A 20,866-nucleotide genomic window follows, 5' to 3' on the forward strand; every position below is an offset into this window, starting at 1 on the left:
CCTTTACAAATTACATTGTTGAACATCCAGTGTTAATCCAGCATTTGAGCAAGCAAATGATCAGCTTCCTCTGTCGTCAACTCGCCAGCCTGCAATTGACCGAGCAGCTCGGTCAATTTTTCTTGTGTCACAGATGAAACCTGTTTCTTTTGATACGGATCTCGATCTGAAAATACCTCGCCTTTTCGGAGTGTTACGTTTTGCAGTTGCACAAGCAGGTCTCCTTGATGATTCACCAGCATAATATCGTAAGTAAACTCGAATTGATCTTTTTGGCTTGTTTTGCGTGCATACACCCAGCATTCTTCCGGTACTTTCTGGTGGATATAAATCTCACCTATTGAATAAGGTACATATACAAAAGCACGTTCTCGTCCTTCGGTGATGCCAAACAATGATTGCAAAGCCCCATCAAGCAGAGACGGCGGCAGTATACTGTTATTAAAGGTATGTGCTGCTTCTTGAGGTAGTATTAAATGCGCCAGAGCTTCTGTGTCTCCGCCCCATAATCGTTGAATTGACTGAAAGCTGCGGCCATAGTCAAAACCGTTTTCCCGGAAGTGTCGGTAACATTCATCATGTTCATGGATAAAAGCGCTTCTCTTGATGATCTCGTGTCTGTCAATACTCTCTATGTGCTTGGCATTTTGATGAGCATCATAGCTTAATTCTCCTGATGCAAATATGGCTTTTGTACCTGCATCTTCGTCAGCCGCCATTTTAAAAAGGATGCGTCCGTCTTCGACAGAAATGAAGGAGTAAACAATTATGCTCTCTTGATATAACATTGCCGGTCTAATAAATGTAATGTTTTTCAAACCAGAGACCTTTTTCCTGCGATACGATAAATTTCCTGCGGCACATGCCATTTCAAGAAAAACCGCCGCAGGCAAAATACGCTTATCTTTCACCACATGATCCTTTAACCAGATCTCTTTTTCCATTACTGTTTTTTTAAAATATTGCTGCTCAAGGGTAGATTCGTTAGAATCAAGCAACGGATGCAAGACGGTTTTATTTTGCAATGCTGAAAGCTTTTCATCAGAAACACGGGGCACCCAATAAGATTCCTCAGCAAACGGATACAAAGGAAGATCCACCCGCCGTGCTTTAGGTCTATCTTCATATAAATTTCTCCACTGAATATCAACACCGTAAGACCATAACTGAGCAAGGTCATTGACGTCCCTTTTTTCCATAACAGCTTTAAGGAATTGTTCTTTCATTTTCCGATCATGGAAAACAAAGACTTTATCATAATCTTTAGTCACATTGCCCTTGTATACATTGTCTCCAATTATTCCTTCATCACAGAAAAGCTTCAAATTTCCCCTAAGTTCATGCAGATCCGATGCGACAAAAGCAATTCTCTCTTCCATCGGCTCCCTACACGTTTGCAGTGTATAAGCAATATCAGCGACCGATACGGCTGTCTCCTGGTCTGTATATTGAAGAAGACGACGGGCGTATTCCCTTAGCCTGTCTTCGTTTCTTGCGGAGAGAACTGCGGCATAAGGACCGCTACATGTATTTTTAACAGAAGCAATATGATTTTCATATTCTTCAAGAATAATATGGGCATTCGCTCCCCCTGCTCCAAATGAACTAACCGCTGCCCTTCTACGAGTTATACCGGCTTCTTTACGCCACTCCTCTTCTTTTTGCTGAACATAAAAAGGCGTATTTTCGAAATTTATATTAGTATTTAATCGCTCAGAATGAATGGAAGGCGCCAATTTTCGGTGCTTAAACTGAAGCAGTACCTTTGTAAGCGCCGCTATGCCTGCAGCGGATTCTAAATGTCCGATATTTGATTTAACTGAACCAATTGCACAAAATTGTTTATCATCGGTAAATTGTTCAAAAGCTTTTGTCAGCCCCGCAATTTCAATCGGATCTCCAAGTGAAGTACCCGTTCCATGTGCTTCCAAGTAACTGATGGATCTTGGACTAATGCCTGACTTTTTAAAGTTTTCGGCGATCAGCTCAGCTTGCGCATTTGGATTTGGAACAGTAAAACCATTTGTTTTCCCACCATGATTTACAGCTGTTCCTTTAATCACACCATAAATACAGTCTTGATCATTGATTGCTTTATGTAACGGTTTTAATAGTACGGCTCCCGCCCCTTCTCCTGGAACGTAGCCGTTTCCACCTTCCCCGAAGCTTCTGCATAGACCTTCTGTAGAAACAAAATTCCCTTGGCTCAGCCAAAGATATTTGTTAGGGTGTATGGACACATTTACGCCCCCAGCTAACGCAATCTCACTTTCTCCCCTTTTTATACTTTCACATGCCAAATGAATGGCTGTCAAAGATGACGAGCACATCGTATCTAAAGCAATACTTGGTCCAGAGAAATTAAAAAAGTATGAAACTCTATTAGCTATAGAAGAAAAAAAAGAACTGAGCGCAACAGCATTTCCTTTTGCTGTCTCCTCTGCACCAAATAATTGATATTGCCCGTACATTGCTCCTACAAACACCCCTGCTTTCATACCGTCAAGCCGATCCCTCGTATACCCGGAGTCTTCAAACGTATGCCAAGCGGTTTCAAGAAAAATACGTTCCTGAGGGTCCATCATCTCAGCTTCTTTATGGGAAATGTGAAAAAACAGCGGGTCGAATTGATCAACACGATTAATAAACCCTCCCCATTTACTGTTGATTTTCCCTCTGTCCATTCTGTCAGGACTGTAGTCCGATCTGAAATCCCACCGTTCATTAGGGATCTCGGTAATACAATTCTTTCCACCAATGATGCAATCCCAGAATTCCATAACATTATCTGCCATTGGATATCTGCCGCTTACTCCAATAATTGCAATATCTTCATTAATTGGTGTATTTACACTCACTGCATGTGCAGGCTGTCTTTCCTGCTGCATTTTTGTATGTTTTTTCAGCTTTGGTGCGGCTTCTATTTGAGCTATCCCAGCTTCCTTCAATACTGTCTCTTTAAACGATTTCAGAAAGAAATCAGCAAGCTCATCGACGTTCCGGTATTCGAAAAAGATCGTTTTAGGCAAATCCCCGAACGTATCTTCAAGCTTTGATATAAGCGACATGATTATAAGTGAATTAATCCCGAACTTTTCAAAAGAATCATAAGCATTTATTTTATGATTAGGGATTTTCAATTCACTGCAAATGGTTTTGATAAAATAATCATTAACTTTATCCTTAATTACAATTTCATTATCTTCAGTGTTTTTCTCTATTTCCGTTTGATTGTCTGAAGGAGTCAGTTTGCGGAAAGGGATTGTTTTTAAGAGCTTGTCCCGGTCTCCTTCCACAGGCATTATGTTACTAAATGAAGATTGCATCATTTTATCAAAAGCTTTAAAAGCCGCTGTTGAATGTATCGGAATCATTCCGAATTTCTCTTTCAAATGGACTACAGCACTGTCATCAAGATTCATTCCGCCCTCTTTCCATAGCGGCCAATTTATTGAAAGTGTCTTTCCATTTCTGTTCAGCTGATTTCGGAACATCGCATAACTGTCCATAAAACTGTTGGCGTACGCATAATCACTCTGACCGGCATTTCCGTTCGCAGCAACAGAAGAAAACAGAATAAAGAAATCAAGATTTTCATCTTTTGTCAGCTCATCCACCCAAATCGTTCCGAATACTTTCGGCTTTAATACTTCAACAAACTCACTCAGATTTTTTTTAGCAATAAAAGAATCTTGAATGAGACCTGCTGCATGGATAATGCCGCTTATTTGGCCATGCTGCTGTTTCACGTCACGGATGAATTGCTCAGCCTTTATTCGTTCCGATATGTCCGTCTGTATATACTCAACAAAAGACCCTTTTGCGTTTAGTTTTCTGAGCTGTTCCTTCTGAACTTCGCTTAAAGCTGAACGGCCTGTCAATATGATAACCGCCTCAACTTCGTTCGCGATATGTTCCGCAAACATAAGACCGAGTTTTCCTGCACCGCCGGTAATGATATACACGCCGCCTTTATGATATGATACATGCTTCGGAGCTAATGACTTTGCATTTTCTAAATCAATATGCTGCATTCCTTTAATATACCTGCTGTGAGAGTCAATTAAAATTTCGCATTCATTTGATTGAAAGCTTTGTAATTCATTACATGCCATCTCCCACAATTGCGAAGCGGTAGGATCTGAATCAGGCTCTTCTCTATGAATTTGAAGCGTTTTCGCCTTCAATTTGGAGCTTTCCATATTTACCGTTTTTATAAAACCCCCGACCGCTTCATTAAACGGCTGATTCTGACCGTTTGTCCAATACATATGCAATAATTTCGTATTATCATATTTTGCTTTTATTAAAGCCTTTGTTAAAACAAATAATGGCAAAATCCCGTTGAGAAGTGCCTTATGAATCAACTCTTCACTTAATTCCGGAACAGCGCTGTTCCATAGGTATAGAACACATCCAGGTGTAAATTTGCTTTTTTCCAAGTCTGCAAACAGGTTTTCATAATGAGCCTCATTTGACGGGTCTATTGTGTATACATTTTGCTCCGGACAGCTGAAATAAACATTAGGAGTTACGAGAATAACATGCACTTGATCTTTGTAAAGCATACTAATATATTCTGTAAGTCGTTTATCTCGATCAAAAATTAATATGCTTCTTGGCGCCTGTTGTTTCTGTACATCATCATTTTTTGACGATATCCAATCTCTTTTAAAAAAGACAGTTTGGGACGCAGCTTGCGATTGCTGCTCCGTCCCATTTTTTATTTGTTCTTTTCTGTAAGTGCGAATTAGTTCTAATCCTGTATCAGGAGACATCTGCTGTTCTTCAATCAAGGAAAGTATTTGTTTAATATGCACTATTTTACCTCCAGCAGTTGATAGACTTGGTCAGCGGAAAGCTCACCGTTTTTCAATTGTTTTAATAGTAAAAGAATTGTCTGATCTTCACTGTCTTCCGGCAGTAATCCTCCCGCGTTCACTTTTCTGACAGAAAAGTTATTCATGCTTGCAGCAATTTCTCCGTCCTCATTAATAAATTGGATGCTATACGTGCAAAATCCAGTCTCTTTTACACGTGCAAAACATTTTTCCTCAAGCGGGCCACAAATAACAAGCTCCTCAAGTGAATAAGGAATATATAAGCTTCCTTTATCATTATCATTTAACAAAAATGCGACCGATTGAAATCCTCCGTCAATCAATGACGGGTGAAGTTTAAAATGCTTAAAATCGTTTTTCAGCTGCTCTGGCAGCACAAGTTCTGCCAGTACCTCCTGACCGCTGCAGTAAACGGCGGTCAGGCTTTGAAACCCAGAGCGATAATCCAGCCCCATTCTGCTGAAATACTGATAACATTCTTTACGGCTAATTTTTGTATCACTGCTGTGTTTAAACAATTCAATATCAAAGTATTCAAGCGGTCTGTCAATATTTGATTCCTCGAATTCTGCAATACTTTGTGAGCAGATTTGCAATTCACCCTCCGGCTCTTCTGTGCAGATTGTTATATTCAGTTTATCTTTTTGCATTTGAAGACTTGAATAGATGTGAAACGGTGTTCCTTCGTAGGTAATTGGTTTGTTCCATACGACATCTTTAATCTTACATATAGTGTTCTCAGCAGCTATTTCCGCGGAGACAAGAGCCATTTCAAGATATGCTGCTCCAGGTAAAACAGGACGCCCAGAAACAAGGTGATCGGTGATAAAAAATTCAGAGCCGGTGATATTTGTTTTAAACTTCAAGCTCTTTAAAGTTGACAAATTTTCGCTTAACAAAGGATGAATCCGCTTTTCCAGTTCAACGTTTTTGATTTTCTGTCTGAACCAATAACTCTCCCTTGCAAAGGGGTAGGATGGCAACGGTATTTTGTTATATGTCTTATTGAATATTTGCCGCCAATCCACTTTTGCTCCCTCGGCCCACCATTGAGCCACCAATTCCTCTTTACCGCTTTGAATAGCTTCTAGAAGAAGCTCTTCAGTTATAACTGTGTATTTCTTTTTATTTTCACTAATAAATACGCCTTCTTGTTTCTTGTTAAACTCAAGGAAGCTGATGTATTTGTCTCTTAACTCTCTTATATCAGAAGCACATATAGCGATTCTTTCTTCCATTTCTTCGCGCCCGTTTTGCAGCGTACTTGCCATATCAGTCAGATTAACCGAAACTTCTTTTCTGATTGCATGATCCAAATACTGAATCATCAGCTTAATATAGTCGAGCAATTGATCATTGGTTTTCGCTGACAACACGAAAATGTGGTTTCTTCCACTTTCCGATATTCCCCTGTTCTTTTCTCTGTATTCTTCTAATACAATATGTGCATTTACACCTCCAAATCCAAAAGAGCTGACACCTGCTCGCATTGGTATGTCAACGTACAGTTCATCTCTCATTCTTTTCCATTTTTCATTTGTATCTGTTATATAAAACGGTGTGCCATCTAATTTGATATATGGATTAAGTTCAGAAAAATTAACAAGTCCAGGAAGTTTTTGATATTTAAACGCCAATAATACTTTGATCACCCCAGCTATTCCAGCAGCCGTTTCTAGATGACCTATATTTGTTTTAACTGAGCCTATCCCGCAAGACTTTTGTTCAGTAAAAGGAATGCCCCATTCTTCATATAATGTTTTGAATGCTTTTACAATGCTGTTTACCTCAATTGGATCGCCAAGGCTTGTCCCTGTCCCGTGAGCTTCAATATATCCGACCGTTGCAGGACTGACACCGGCTTTCCTCCAAGCTTCAGTTAATAAATCTACCTGCGCCTTCGGATTTGGTGCAGTCAAAGAATTGGCGTGTCCCCCATGGTTTATCGCTGTTCCTTTAATCAGGCCATATATGTGATCCCCATCCGCTTGTGCTTTACTGAGCGGTTTAAGCAATACCGCCGCTGCTCCTTCACTTCTCACATAGCCGTCCGCTCTTCTATCAAACGTTTTACACTTTCCGTCTTTTGCCAGCATACCTGCTTTGTCGAAAGCTATAAACAGGGTCGGGCTTGTCATAATATGAACTCCCCCTGCAATGGCCATGTCAAATTCTCCCCTCTGAATACCCTCTGCCGCACGATGCAACGCAACCAATGAACTGGAGCAAGCCGTGTCAACCGGTTCGCTTGGACCCGTAATATTCAGCAGATAAGAGATTCGATTCGCCAGTATACAATGATTTAGGCCAGTAGCTGTCTGTGCCTGAATCGGGGTAAGATTTTCACTGAGTCGTTCAGCATAGTCTGTTGTAGCAACACCAGCAAATACAGCGGTTTTAGTCCCTGCCAAATCAGAAGGTTTATAACCTGCATCTTCTATTGCCTTCCAAACTGTCTCTATAAAAATCCTTTGCTGTGGATCCATTAATTCTGCTTCCGCAGGAGAAATTCCGAAAAACAAGGGATCAAATTTATCTGCGTCGTTTATAAATCCCCCTCTTTTTATATTCGTTTTATTTCTCTCTTTAATCGGATCACCATCAAATTCCCTCCAGTCCCAGCGGTCTTCAGGAATATCTGTAATCAAATCACGGCCCTTTTCGATTTGTTCCCAAAGTTCCTCTATTGTGTCTGATTGAGGGAATCGTCCGCTTATCCCCACTATTGCAACAGGCTCATTTAACGTGCCTTCTGCTTCACTGTTTTCTTCCGAAGAGGTAAGAGCAAGATCAGCATATGCGTCATCATAATCCAAAGACGGTTCCACTTCGTCTATTTTTTCAGCGTCTGTTTTGGAAGAAGAATCGGTTGAAAAACTGTAACTGTCCCCATACTGATCTATTAAATAACCTGCAACTTCATCTAACGAATTGTATTCAAAGAAAATGGAAGGCAGCAGGTCTGTTCCATACCTTTGATTAATTTCATTTCCAAGCCTTGTAAAAGTAATAGAATCAAACCCGTATTCACCAAATGAAGTTTCTCCTTCTATTTCTTGCCTTTCTATCTTCAAAAGAGCTGAAATGATATGTGCAATTTTCTCTTTCAGATATTCTCTGGTGTTCTTATTCTCATGATCTAAAAGATTATTCTGCACCTGTTCTTGTGAACATTCATCATGTATATAATCAAGCAATTCATAAAAATCATAAAAATCAAAAAACTGGGATGGCATTATTGAAATTCCTAATGATTCGTTTAATTCATTACCCAGCATTGTAAACATAATTGAATCAAATCCATATTCACTTATAGGCAGCTCAAAATCAAATTCACTGTCATTAATCTTCAATACGGTGCAGATAATGCGTGCCAAAGTGTTTTTCAGTGAAGATAGAGTTCTGTCTGGCTCATTATTTTCTTCAATTGCTTCTCTATTACCTTTTTCTTCGGCGATACCTATGATTCGCTCCAATTTTAATTCATTGCCGCTAAATACCATGATTTGATGTTCACACCCTGTCATTACTTTATCAAATGCTGATAGACCCTCTTGTTCACCTAAGGACAGCATCCCAAAATGTTCATATAGAAATCTCTCTGAGTGTCTGTCAACTTGCATGCCGCCTTCTTTCCATAACGGCCAATTAATAGAGAGTGTCTTTCCAGGTTTGTCTTCAGCTGCTCTCAGCTCCGCAAAATAATCCATGAAACGATTAGCATAAGCATAATCCGTCTGTCCCGCATTCCCTATTTTTGCACTAATTGATGAAAACAGGACAAAAAAGTCCAGTGGCTCTTTTGCTGTGTACTGATCAAGCCAAATCGTACCATGTACTTTGCTTGCTAAGACAGCTCTCACATCCTCTTCACTTTTGTTAATGAGTAATGAATCTCTTATAACGCCCGCGCTGTGTATAATGCCCTTTAAAGAGCCTAGTTTGCTTTTTATAAGATTTATCAGATCGGCGGTATTTTTTTCCTCAGAAATATCAGTCTTAACATAAAAAATTTCCGATCCGGAGGCTTCCAGTTCTTTTATACGCCTGACAGATTCCTCAGAAAGTTCTGACCTCCCTATCAACACTATCTTTATTCTGCCTTTTTGTATAAGGTGCTTGGCAAATATCAGTCCTAGTCCGCCTGCTCCTCCTGTAATGAGATAAACTCCATTTTCTTCCACTTCAACTTTTGAAATGCCGTTCGTATATTTAATACCGACGGACTTCTTCACGTATCTGATTCCATCCACATATCTGATTTCTGTGGAACCGCTGTCGCTAGCAACACTTTCTTTTACGATGCAGTCCAACTCCGGGAGAAGGCCATTCGGCAGCAACTTCTGCCCGCTGCATATTTCAATATTTCTACCTGTAAACATAGGCTGTTCTAGATGAAGCGCCTGAAAAAGACCGCTTAACGCCATTTGATAAGGTAAAACTTGATTTTTTTCTGTAAAAAACACATGAGATATTTTTATTTTATTTTTGGGCTTCACTGACATAAGTGCTTTCGTTATATAGAAAACCGGAAAAACAGCCTCATCAAGTTTACTTTTAATATCATGCGAAATTTTCGTTTCGGGACTCTTTCCAAACAAAACCACATGTCCGATTGTTACTTGCCTTCGCGTAAGAATCCCCAGCAGTGTCTTGTAATCGTCAAGTTTATGACTATTCAGCTCATATGAATAGATTCCCTTTTCTTTAAATTGGTTCCCTGCTCGGACAAAGATTAGCTTCAGGCCAATGCTTTCATACGCATTGCGAATGTGCTGCTCTGTTATATCGTCATGGAGCACAATAGCCAAACAGGTGTTTGAAAGGCAGATTTCATCTGAATGGTGATTAAATTCCTGAACCCATTTGTCCTTATAATAACTGATTGAATTCTCCGTTTTTACAATTTGATTGGCCTGTGGGCTCTTTAGTGCTTTGAGAGCTAAGTTTCTCAGTTTCAAACTTACTTGGCCTTTATCATCCATATACGTAATATTGAATCTTTTTACAGATGAAGCATTCTTTTCATCAGCTGGTATGACATAAGCATAACCGCTATCCGAGGGAGCACTCAAAATCTCCAGCTCTCCTAATTCAAAAGGCAAATATGGCACTTGACCGCCATCATGCTCAAGCGTAAATCCGATAGTTGACTGGAAAATACCGTCTAACAAACATGGATTCAGCATTCCTCTGGCTCCATTTAACTGAAGATTGTCAGCAAGAGATATGCGTGAAAGAACCGCGTTTGGAAGGATAAACAGCTGCTTAATCACTTGGTAACTGCTGCCATAGTCCAAGCCTGCCTGCTTAAAGCTCTTATAGCACTCATCACCATTGATTGTGCTTTTTTGCTCCTTTAGCAAATTATTCAATTCAAATCGTTCTATTTCACGTGCTGCTTCTGCCTCGTAGAACTTAAGTTTACCTTGTGAATGAACAGCGGTTTCAGAATACAAATTACTTTTTACTATAAACCTGCTGCTGCCTTCTTGATTGGGAAACAGATCAATAGCAATTGTCTTTTCTTCCTGAACGGTAATTGGAAGTGACCATACGACTTGACTCAACTTTACAACTTGTTTTCTATTTAATCTCTCTGCTGCTTCTCTTGCGGCTTCAATGACCGCAGCTCCCGGTAAAACAAACTCGCCATTTATGATATGGTCTTTCAGATAATAATCAGAACTGGACAGCTTTTTGTTAAGCTGGCTTTCTCCCGCTGAAAAATTAAACAAAGGGTCTGGATCGACCAATTCTTTTTTCTGCATATGAACAGACTTCGAAACCCAAAGTTTATTCTTTAAAAAAGGATATGTGGGAAGCGCAATTTTGCTTGCAGCTCGCTCAATATGGATATCTTCCCATGTCAAATCTCCCCCTGAGACCCAATATTCAGCCATCTCTGCCATTGTTCGTTTATCTGCCTTCATTTGTATACCGGTTTGTTTTTGTCTTCGCTTCTGCTTGATCTTTTTTCCTCTGAATATACTTTGATCTGTATCCCCATTAATGTACTTATTCAGTTTAGAGATTAAATCATAGACATCTTTTGATATAATGGCGAGCCTTTCAGACATAGGCTCACGTCCATTCAGGAGCGTAAAAGCAATATTTGAAAGACGTACAGTTTTGTAAAGTCCCTCTTGCTCGTAAAACTCACTGACTTGTTTCTTATTTTGTTCCAAAAAGCGTTCTGCCGTAAAATTTTCTGTATCTTGCGGCTGCCTGCTTCTTAAATTGTAAAAGTTATAAATTTCGTCAATCCATGACATGAACAGGTCTGACTGCCAATCGGGGCTTTTCGCAGTCTTTATGTCAACGCCGCATTTTTCAGCTGCTTTTTTAAACTCTCCCTTAACTGCCTGCAGAAGAGAATGGTCATGTTTTTGACTGGCCCTTTGGAGATACCCTACAAGCTGTTTTGCATACTCTTGTAAACTTAGCGGATGTTTTGCTGAAAGTACAATAAGTTCTTCACCTTCCTGCCAGCTGGTATCAGAAATTGCAGGAGGCTCGTACTCTTCAACAAGGATATGTGCATTTGACCCACCAGCTCCAAAAGAGCTTAGTCCCGCTCGTCTTGGGTATGTTTTTTCGGGATTTTTCTCATCAGTAAGCTTCACCCACTCAGATGTTTCCTGCTGAAGATGGAACGGTGTCTCGTCAAGATGAAGATCTGGATGTATTCGCTGAGCATGAAGTGTGGCAGCTATTTTTTTATATTTCATCTGTAATATGATTTTTGTCAGGCCGGCAATACCTGCTGCTGCTTCAAGATGACCTATGTTTGATTTAATGGACCCAAGCGAGCAATATGATGAATCGTCCGTATATTCTCTAAAGGCTTTTGTCAAACCTCTGACTTCAATTGGGTCACCCAGCGGGGTACCTGTGCCGTGGGCTTCAATATAGCCGATGCTTCTGGCGCTCCAATCAGCTGCAGCAAGAGCCTCTTGAATAAGGCTTGCCTGAGCTGCTGGATTAGGAACGGTATAACCGTTCGTTTTCCCTCCATGGTTGATCGCTGTCCCTTTAATCACTGCGTACACCGTATCATTATCCCGAATTGCATCTTTCAGCGGTTTCAGAATAACTGCTCCTACACCTTCTCCGGGTACAAAACCGTCACCCCCTGCACCAAAGCTCCTGCATTGCCCTGTCTTTGAAAGCATCCCCATTTGACAGCGGTACAAGTAGTCCGACGGATGTAAATACAAGTTAACTCCCCCGGCAACAGCAATAGAGCACTCACCTTTTTTTAAACTTTCACACGCCATATGGATTGCAGTTAATGATGAAGAACAAGCTGTGTCAACAGGTACGCTTGGCCCTGTAAAATCAAATGTGTAAGAAACTCTGTTCGCAAGAGACCATGGAAACGAGTTTGGGATCACAGTATTTCTATCTGTCGGTATTCGTTCACCGAGCAGTTTATAAGAATTAGTCGTAACTCCAGCAAAAACCCCAACATGTTTTCCCGCTGTTTTTTGCAAACGATTCAGGGTATACCCTGAATCTTCAAACGCCTTCCACACAGTTTCCAGAAAGATACGTTCCTGAGGATCCATGGCTTCTGCTTCTCTTGGCGATATATGAAAAAACAAAGAATCAAATGAATTAGCACTCGGTAAAAAACCTCCCCACTTACAATAAATCTTTCCCTGTTGGGCTTTAGCAGGATCAGAATCATAATAAGCGCGGGCATCCCAGCGTTCTTTCGGAACTTCTGTGATAGTATCTTTCTTTTGAGATAATACATCCCATAATTCCTCGATGTTCTCCGCACCGGGATATCGCCCGCTTATGCCGATGACAGCTATACCATCGTGTTTTTCTTTCTCCTTCATTACAGGCGCAATATGTAATTGAGCCGGATTAACAGCTGTAGAACTCTGAATTAGTTTTTCATTCTCTTTCGCAGGAAATAAACTTTCCAGCCGATCCGGATATTCCTTTATGAGATAGTCTGCCAAGTCTGTGATGGTCTGGAACTCAAATAAAAGCGTTTTTGAAATAGCTCCTAGCGCCTGCTCCAGCTTTGAATTGCATTGATGTATCATGACCGAGTCCATACCATATTCAGCTAAGTGCACAGAATGGTCTATTTCCTCAGGTTTAACACCAACTTCGGCTGAAATAATGCTTGCTAAAAATGATCTCGTCTGTATTTTCACATCACCTGAAGCCAACTGAATTGTGTCGCTTATTTGTGTGTAATTCGTTTGAAATCGCTGCTCCATAAATTGTTCAAAACGGTCTGAATCTCCGCAGACTGCAATATTATGCAGCTGTCCGGACATCACAATCTGGGCGAACCAATCCGCCCCAGCTTCAGAAGACAATTCTTCAAGACCCGAATCACGAAAAAGTGATGTTCTCGCCTGATCTGATATACTCACTCCCATTCCGGTTTCTTTCCATAACGGCCAATTGATTGTTAAAGTACGCCCGTTGCGCTGAGATTTTTGACGCTTCTGTTCTCTATACTCAGCAAAGTGGTCTAAGAAGCTGTTTGCATATGCATAATCAGTCTGACCTTCGTTTCCTGCAATAGAGACCACTGATGAAAAAACAGCGAAAAAGTCCAAGTCAATCTCCTTCGTCGCATTATCCAGATACAACGTTCCTTGCACTTTCGGAGCTATGACTTCTGAAAGCTCTTGCTTTGTTTTTTGAAAAAGGAATGAATCTCTGATAACTCCCGCACAATGAATAATCCCGCTAAGGCCTGAATATCGTTCCATAATATCATCGACCATTTTTATTACGGTTTCTTTATCTGATATATCTGCCTGCATATAAAAGACTTCCGCATTAAATTGATTTAAATATTCCAACAGCTTCTGTTTTTTCCCGCGTAATGGAGAACGTCCTGACAGAATGATTGTGCATGTTTCGGATTTTGCACAATACTCAGCAATTTTACTGCCAATCCCCCCTAATCCCCCTGTAATTAAGTACACTTTATCTTTTCCGGGATATTGGACTGGGGAGAAGTTCGTTTTAGTCTTCTTCTCTAATACCTGGGCATACCTTACGCCGTCCTTGTACATAATGTTTATGTTATGGTCCGGGGCTGCATTTATTTCTTTATATAAGATGTCTGACTCTTCAGAATACGAAATTGACATTGAGCCATTTGTAAAGCGAATCGCCTTGCAGCACAGCTCAGGATATTCTTGCTTTACTGACTTAAAAAAACCGCCGATCCCTTCAAAACAGGGCAGTCTCTTTTCCTTATCATTACTGAATACATATATAAGCCGCACCTTGTTTATAAGGTTTTCACTTATTAATGCCTTTGTCAGGTAAAAAACGGAGTATATTCCTGTTTGCAATGCTTCATCAAATTCTGATTGTTTGTCAGCCCATGCATGCAAAATCGAATCTGGTATTGCATTTTTTTGCTTTAACAATCGAATCAGGCTTATATAATCTTCAGGGTTTTCTCTATTTATTGTGAACACATCATCGCTTATTTGCTCAAAACGATCACCTTTCGTGACAAGATATACAAATGTGTTCTCTCTCTCTTGCAATACTTCCGAATACCTCTTATGATCCGAAAAAAGCAAAATCGTACACCTTTGTCCATCACTGAGAACTTCCGGCAACGGTGATTCCTTCCATACCGGTGCATATAATGACCGCTTTATATTCTCCACAGAAAATGCGTCTGTTTTTGATATTTCAGATTTCAAATCAAAATGATAGCGTTCAAATTGATAAACAGGCAAAACCGCTTTTTTCTTATTGTGATCACCCAGTCTTGCCCAAACAATTTCTTCTCCTTTTAGCCACATTTGCATAAACACCTGATAAAGAGACTCATCAGCCGATTTGCTCGGCTCAAAATATGCTTCATGCTTAATATTCATCGTAAGAGGCAAGGTTCCGAATTGAAAGGTGAAAAAGTTAGGAATTTCAATATCTCTATTCGGCTCAATTGTTTTTTTCGATATTTTTAGAACAAGGTCAGTTATCTCTTGATTTAAATCCTGTATTTGGTTGTGATCAGCCATTAATGGAAATCGGTCTTTTTCATAAAAATCGGACGGTGCCTGTTGTAAATACTTAACTGCCTGTTTTATTCCTTCCGGCTGTTTCAATAACATGCTCATAACAAGCTCTTTAGACAGCACACCGGCATCAATTAGGTACAAGAGTTCTTGAGAATATCGGTTTTCTGATAAGCCTTCTTGCTCTGTTAAATCCCATTTCTTATAGAGTCTTTGCAAAGAAGCAAGGATTGCTACTAACGTTACTACTTCCTCATCCGTCAGTTTTTCTCCGCTAAATCCTGATTCATCAATAATATTCTTCAAGACACTGATTTGCTGAGAGTGTGCCGACTTTTCCCATTCCTCTATGTAGCCTTTAAATGTATATTGATGTTTAAGAAGTAATTGTGCTTTTTTCCGTAAATGAATCGCAGATTCAACTGAGAAATGAATACCATTCAGTAACACCCTGATATAATTCTCATCCAACTGAACTGGAAAATAGGTTTTCGCGGTATACGGACTCAGAAACGGAATGGACGGCGGATCACAAAATAATGCCGCTGCCTTCTCAACATTCGCGATAAAAGCGTATACATTTTCAATTTTTAGTATACCGGCTACAGCAAGAGCAATAAAATACCCGTCTCCAACACCGGTAATACAGCTTGGTCTAAAACCCGCAGTCAGCATGCTTTTTACTATTGCAGTATTGATAACTACAGAATACAGTCTGGATTTTTCAGTTGTCCATTTCTCTTTAAATGTATAATCTACAGTCGAAATGCCTTGCAGCATTTTCTCTACTTCTTTTTCTATATTAGGGAATACCCTTTTAATAGCTGTAAATTGTTCGTAGCTTTCCCACTTTAAGTCACCAATAACAAGTGTCCACTTACAATCATTTTTCTTATGAATCGTCACTCCATTTTCAATATGATTCCTTAATTCGGCCTTGCTGTCTGCTAATATGCCTGCTCTATACTCAAACGTTGCTCTGCCGGTCAGAAGCGTGCTGCTAATTTCTTCATGTGAACATTTTTGAAATTCCTCGGACTCGCCGGAAAATGATTTCCACTGCTGTAACATTTGCTCCATGCTTTTTTCACTTTTTGCAGAGAAAAGAAACGGTTGTATTTTACCGTTACAGCTTGCTTTTGATACTTCTTTGTGTATAAATTCTTCGATAATGACATGAGAGTTAACGCCTCCAAAGCCGAAAGAACTTATTCCCGCTCTAAGCGGTTCTCCGTCCGGAGCCTGCCAATCACATGAATTTCTTGCCAGAACAAATGGTGTTTTTTCAAATTGGATAATTGGATTCACCATATTTACATTTAACGTTTTCGGTATCCTTCGATGTTTCATCATCATTAACACTTTAATTAATCCTGCCATACCGGCTGCTGCTTCCAAATGACCGATATTCGTTTTGACACTTCCGATCCGGCAATATTGTGTATGATCAGTATATTGCAGATACGCTTTCGTCAAAGCTTCAATTTCGATTGGATCGCCCAAAGATGTTCCCGTGCCGTGTGCTTCAACATAAGAAATCGTTGAAGCATCTACATTGGCACTTTTTAAAGCAGATAAAATGACTTGACATTGAGCATCCACACTAGGCGCAGTAATTGAACGGGTTTTCCCGCCATGATTTACAGCTGTTCCTTTAATAATGCCGTAGATATGATGACCGGCTTTTACTGCTTCATCCAGTCGTTGAATCAATAAAACTCCTGCGCCTTCGCCAGGAACATAGCCGTTTGCAGCCGCGTCAAAACTCTTACATTTACCATCGGGGCTCAGCATTCTGGCCTTTGAGAATGATATGTATTTCCAAGGCTGAAAATTTAAATTCACACCCGAAGCAATGGCAAAATCGCTTTCCTTTTCCCTCAGTGATCTAACCGCTTCATCCAGAGCAACAAGCGATGACGCGCACGCAGCATTTACAGACATGCTTTTCCCCGTAAAATCAAATGCGAATGAAATGCGGTTGGAAAGAATAGACTCAAAGCTCCCCAGACAAGCATAGCTGTCTATTTCCGAATCAGCACAGCCCATCTGACGATAGTCAGAGTTCATAATACCTGTAAAGACAGAAGTAGTTTTATCCTGAAGCTCACTCAATGATACACCTGAATCTTCAATGCAGCGCCATGTCTCCTCTAAAAGAATTCTTTGTTCAGGATCCATGTTTTTTGCTTCACGAGGAGAAATATGAAAGAATTTATGATCGAAGTATCTGGCCTGTTCAATAAACCCTCCCCATTTACTGATACTTTTATTTGGAATGTTGATGTCAGCAGAATAATATTGTTCAGGGTTCCACCGTTCAAGCGGCACTTCTCGAATGGAATCTTTGCCGCTATGTATATTCTCCCAGAATTCATGATAATCATTAGCATCAGGAAATCTGCATGAAATTCCTATAATTGCTATATCAGATGATTTATACGAATTATCGCTCCCAGTCTTTTTATTCAAATGATGAACCATTCGTTTTCAGCAGCCCCTCTCTTTTATTGAAATATCGTGTTCAATCGATGCCTTAGTAAGTTTTCTGCTTCAATCATTATCTTTTCACCGATTTCCCCAACATGCCTGTTTCTCCATGCTTCTAATTCTGTTCCCTTCACCCACTGATTAAAAGCACCCAGAGACGGACCGCAATGCACCTGATAATCCACCCTTCTTTTTTCTTCCCCTTCCAATGCAAACAAACTGGCTTTTCGCAAATACCACTTAAAAATTAATAACATCTTAAATTTTGGATTACGGTCCGCTTTTTCAACTAGATTTGGATATGTTCTTTTAATGTCTTCATAGATTTCATCAAAAGTTTTTTTAAAATACTTGCTTTCTAACTGGATCTTTGTTTTATCATCTATCTCATCGAGAGACTGAAATTGCTGATACAATTGCTGCAATTTATTTGCTCTGACAGGGAACAACATTCCCCTTTTCATTACCTGGACCTTTGCGCCGAACTCAAACATAGCTTCGGAAGGTGCATAAGCAGTATCCTGTATTTCTATTTCACTCAATAATTCTTTGACAGATTCACTTGTGCCGGACTCAGCTGTACATTGATTGATAGACCCTGTCATAACAAAATCAGCTCCCATTAAAAAAGCAGAGGCTGCTGCTTCGGGAGTTCCGATACCTCCGGCAGCTCCAATTCTAATTCTCTTTTTATAGTTATTCGTTTTCATCATATCGTCACGCATCCTCATAAAAAACGGGAGCATAACTGATAACGCTCCTTGATCAGTATGACTGCCGGAATCCGCTTCAATGATCATATCGTCAGCTACAGGAATTCCGCTTAGCCATTTTACTTGTTGTGAAGTTAAAATGCCCTGTTCGGCCATTTTCTCGACTATGCTTGCAGGAGCTGGACTCAGAAATGCCGCTGCAACTTCCGGTCGGGATACTTTTGCAATGATTCGATTATAAGGCATGACATGACCGTCTTTGTCTTCCTTCAACTGTTGCGCTTTGTAATAAATTAATGCCTCATTAACGGAAAGGTACGAAGACGCTTCTATCACCCTTACATCATGTTTTACATATAAATCAATCAGCTGTTTTTCTTTATCTTGATTATCTGGTTCCGATTGAATATTCATTCCATAAAACTGACTTTTTTCGAGTCCATTCTTAATCGAAATAATCGCTTGCTCAATATCCTCAATTTCTAAGCCTGCAGTTCCGAAAAAACCCATCATTCCTTTTTCACCAAGACGGATGATCATTTCAGCTGAAGAAATTCCTCTATGCATGCCCCCTGCCAAATATGCATATTTCAAATTATAATCATTTTTGAAAGATTGATCTCCCAGTTGAGATTCTGGAGAATTTCCCCCAGTAGATTCTTTCCCTGGGATGGTTTCTGCCGTCAGCTCTATTCCAGAATTTATATCATCATCTTCAGGAATAAAGTCAACGACCTCGGGTGCGTTGATGATAAGCGGCAGCTCATTTTTTTGAATGGTTTGTGTCAACTTCGTCAGGATGTTGCCCGGTCCGACCTCTTCAAAAGCAGTTACACCCTGTCCCATTAGGTATCTGATACTTTCAGTCCATTTTACTGAATGTGTTATTTGTTCAATCAAGTTATGTTTAATGTCTTCTTGCTTATAAGGTCTAGCTAAATAGTTTGATATGACCGGAATGTTTAATTTCGAAAATTGAAAGGGTTCGATAAATTTAGCAAAATGCTTTTTCGCATCCTCCATAAAACGAGAATGAAAAGCTCCCCCGACTTTCAGAACAACATATGCCGTTGCCCCCGCTTGTTCAAAATATACAGCTGCCCGCTTTATGTCCTCGACTGCCCCTGCTATCACAATTTGAGACGACGTATTGTAATTAGCAATATCTATTTGATCAAAATCAAACTGTTTAAGCACCTCTCTTATTTTATTTTCATTGAGTCCAATGACAGCCGCCATCCCGCCTTGTGAAGACGCACTCATTAACTCTCCTCTTTTTGCAACTAATTTGAGCCCTGTTTCAAAGTCAAAGACACCCGCTGCAAATAAAGCTGTATATTCGCCGAGACTGTGTCCTGCTGTAAAATCCGGGGATGCTTTCCCCTCTTTTTTGAGCTTTAAATATTGAAGTGCGCTCACTGTATAAATCGCAGGTTGTGTATATTTTGTATCAGTTAACTTGTTGTCTATGTCTGATAGGCATAAATCCTTTATGGAATACCCTAAAATAGCATCTGCTTTATGAACCAGATCACTGAACTCATTAAATATGTCTCCACCCATTCCTTTAAATTGTGCACCCTGCCCAGGAAAAACGTAAGCCAGCATTTGTTTTTCTCCCCCTGTCCCATATTTCTGCCTTTGTTCTTCAATACGTTTGATTATCTGTTCCATGCGGTTGATCTCATTTCCAAACGGACTCAACACTGCATGAAACGACGATCTTGAATAATCTGCAGCACTCTCTTCGGCAATCCCCGCAAGACTGCCGGAGGGACTTGTATCGATATAGAATGCTGGGTTTCTTTTTTCATTAAAATCAACTGCATCCAGAAATCGAATGGGCTCTCTTATTGCATCCCAATGGTAGTTTTCAGGAATATATTTCAGTTCTTTACCGTACACCGAAGAGATGAAAGTGATATTTGGTTTCTTAAAAACTTTATGTTTCATATATTCTTTAAACTTTTGTGCAGCACCATCGATTAATTCGGAATGAAAACCAAAACAAACAGGCAATTTTTGACTTGCAATTCCTTTTTTCTGCATTAGAGAGGATGCCTGATCTAATGCTTTTATTTTACCGGAAATAACGAAATGATTACGGCCATTCACCGAAACTAAATTGGTATTCTGTCGTAAAAAAGGCTCAGTATCATATAACAAAGGCTTACCCAGCACAGCCATCATTCCGCCTTGCTGACTGTAGTTTTCTAAAATTTCGGCCTGCTTTAAAACACACTCCATCGTTTCTTCAGGCGACAGTATTTCTGCTACTGCTCCTGCTGTAAATTCACCTAAACTCATTCCGATAACTCCGTCGGGCTCGATACCTTTTTGTATCAGTGTTTGTGCAGCAGCGTACCCCGTCATATAAATTGCCGGGTGAGAATATAGTATATTGCTGAAATTAGCATTTTTTCGTTTTTCATCATATATATACTCGATGATTGAATATCCTTTCAGCTCGATAGCAATGGCATCAAGTCGGTGCATTGTTTCTCGAAAAACTGTGTCCGTGCTAAAAAGCTTTTTGCCCATTCCCCAGTATTGAGAACCTTGCCCTGAAAACATCAAAATGTTGGACTTTTGCATGTTATTTTATCTCCCCAAATTTCTTCTCTTGATTTAAACACAACATCTTTGAAAACAGCAAAAAACCTTTTATTTAATAAAAGGTTTAAGTACATGTTTGATTTGCATTAGCGGGCTAACTTCAAATGGTGCAAGTCATCGCATTCTATAGGGTTCTCACTCATATAATATTCATAATATTCAGTTAATTTATGATACAAATAAG

At 39.9% G+C, this 20,866-nt stretch carries 3 protein-coding genes; all 3 read right to left on the bottom strand.

What is annotated here, in order from left to right; translation table 11 throughout:
- Positions 1-32: 32 nt before the first annotated feature.
- The 3 genes from LWH95_RS17915 to fabD are packed head-to-tail and all read right to left on the bottom strand — an operon-like array spanning position 33 to position 20,661.
- Positions 33-4,820: a type I polyketide synthase gene (locus tag LWH95_RS17915; protein ID WP_232920104.1), complete on the bottom strand. Its 4,788-nt coding sequence runs from the start codon at positions 4,818-4,820 to the stop codon at positions 33-35.
- A complete protein-coding gene (locus tag LWH95_RS17920; RefSeq protein WP_232920105.1) occupies positions 4,820-17,347 on the bottom strand; it encodes an SDR family NAD(P)-dependent oxidoreductase in 12,528 nt (4,175 codons plus the stop codon). The genes LWH95_RS17915 and LWH95_RS17920 overlap by 1 nt, the downstream gene beginning before the upstream one ends.
- Positions 17,348-17,370: 23 nt before the next feature.
- Positions 17,371-20,661 carry an ACP S-malonyltransferase gene (gene fabD, locus LWH95_RS17925; protein ID WP_232920106.1) on the bottom strand — a complete coding sequence of 1,097 codons (3,291 nt, stop codon included), beginning with the start codon at positions 20,659-20,661 and terminating at the stop codon, positions 17,371-17,373.
- Between the last annotated feature and the right edge of the window lie 205 nt (positions 20,662-20,866).

It is taken from the genome of Bacillus sp. G16, assembly GCF_021282335.1.
Classification (GTDB): domain Bacteria; phylum Bacillota; class Bacilli; order Bacillales; family Bacillaceae; genus Bacillus; species Bacillus inaquosorum.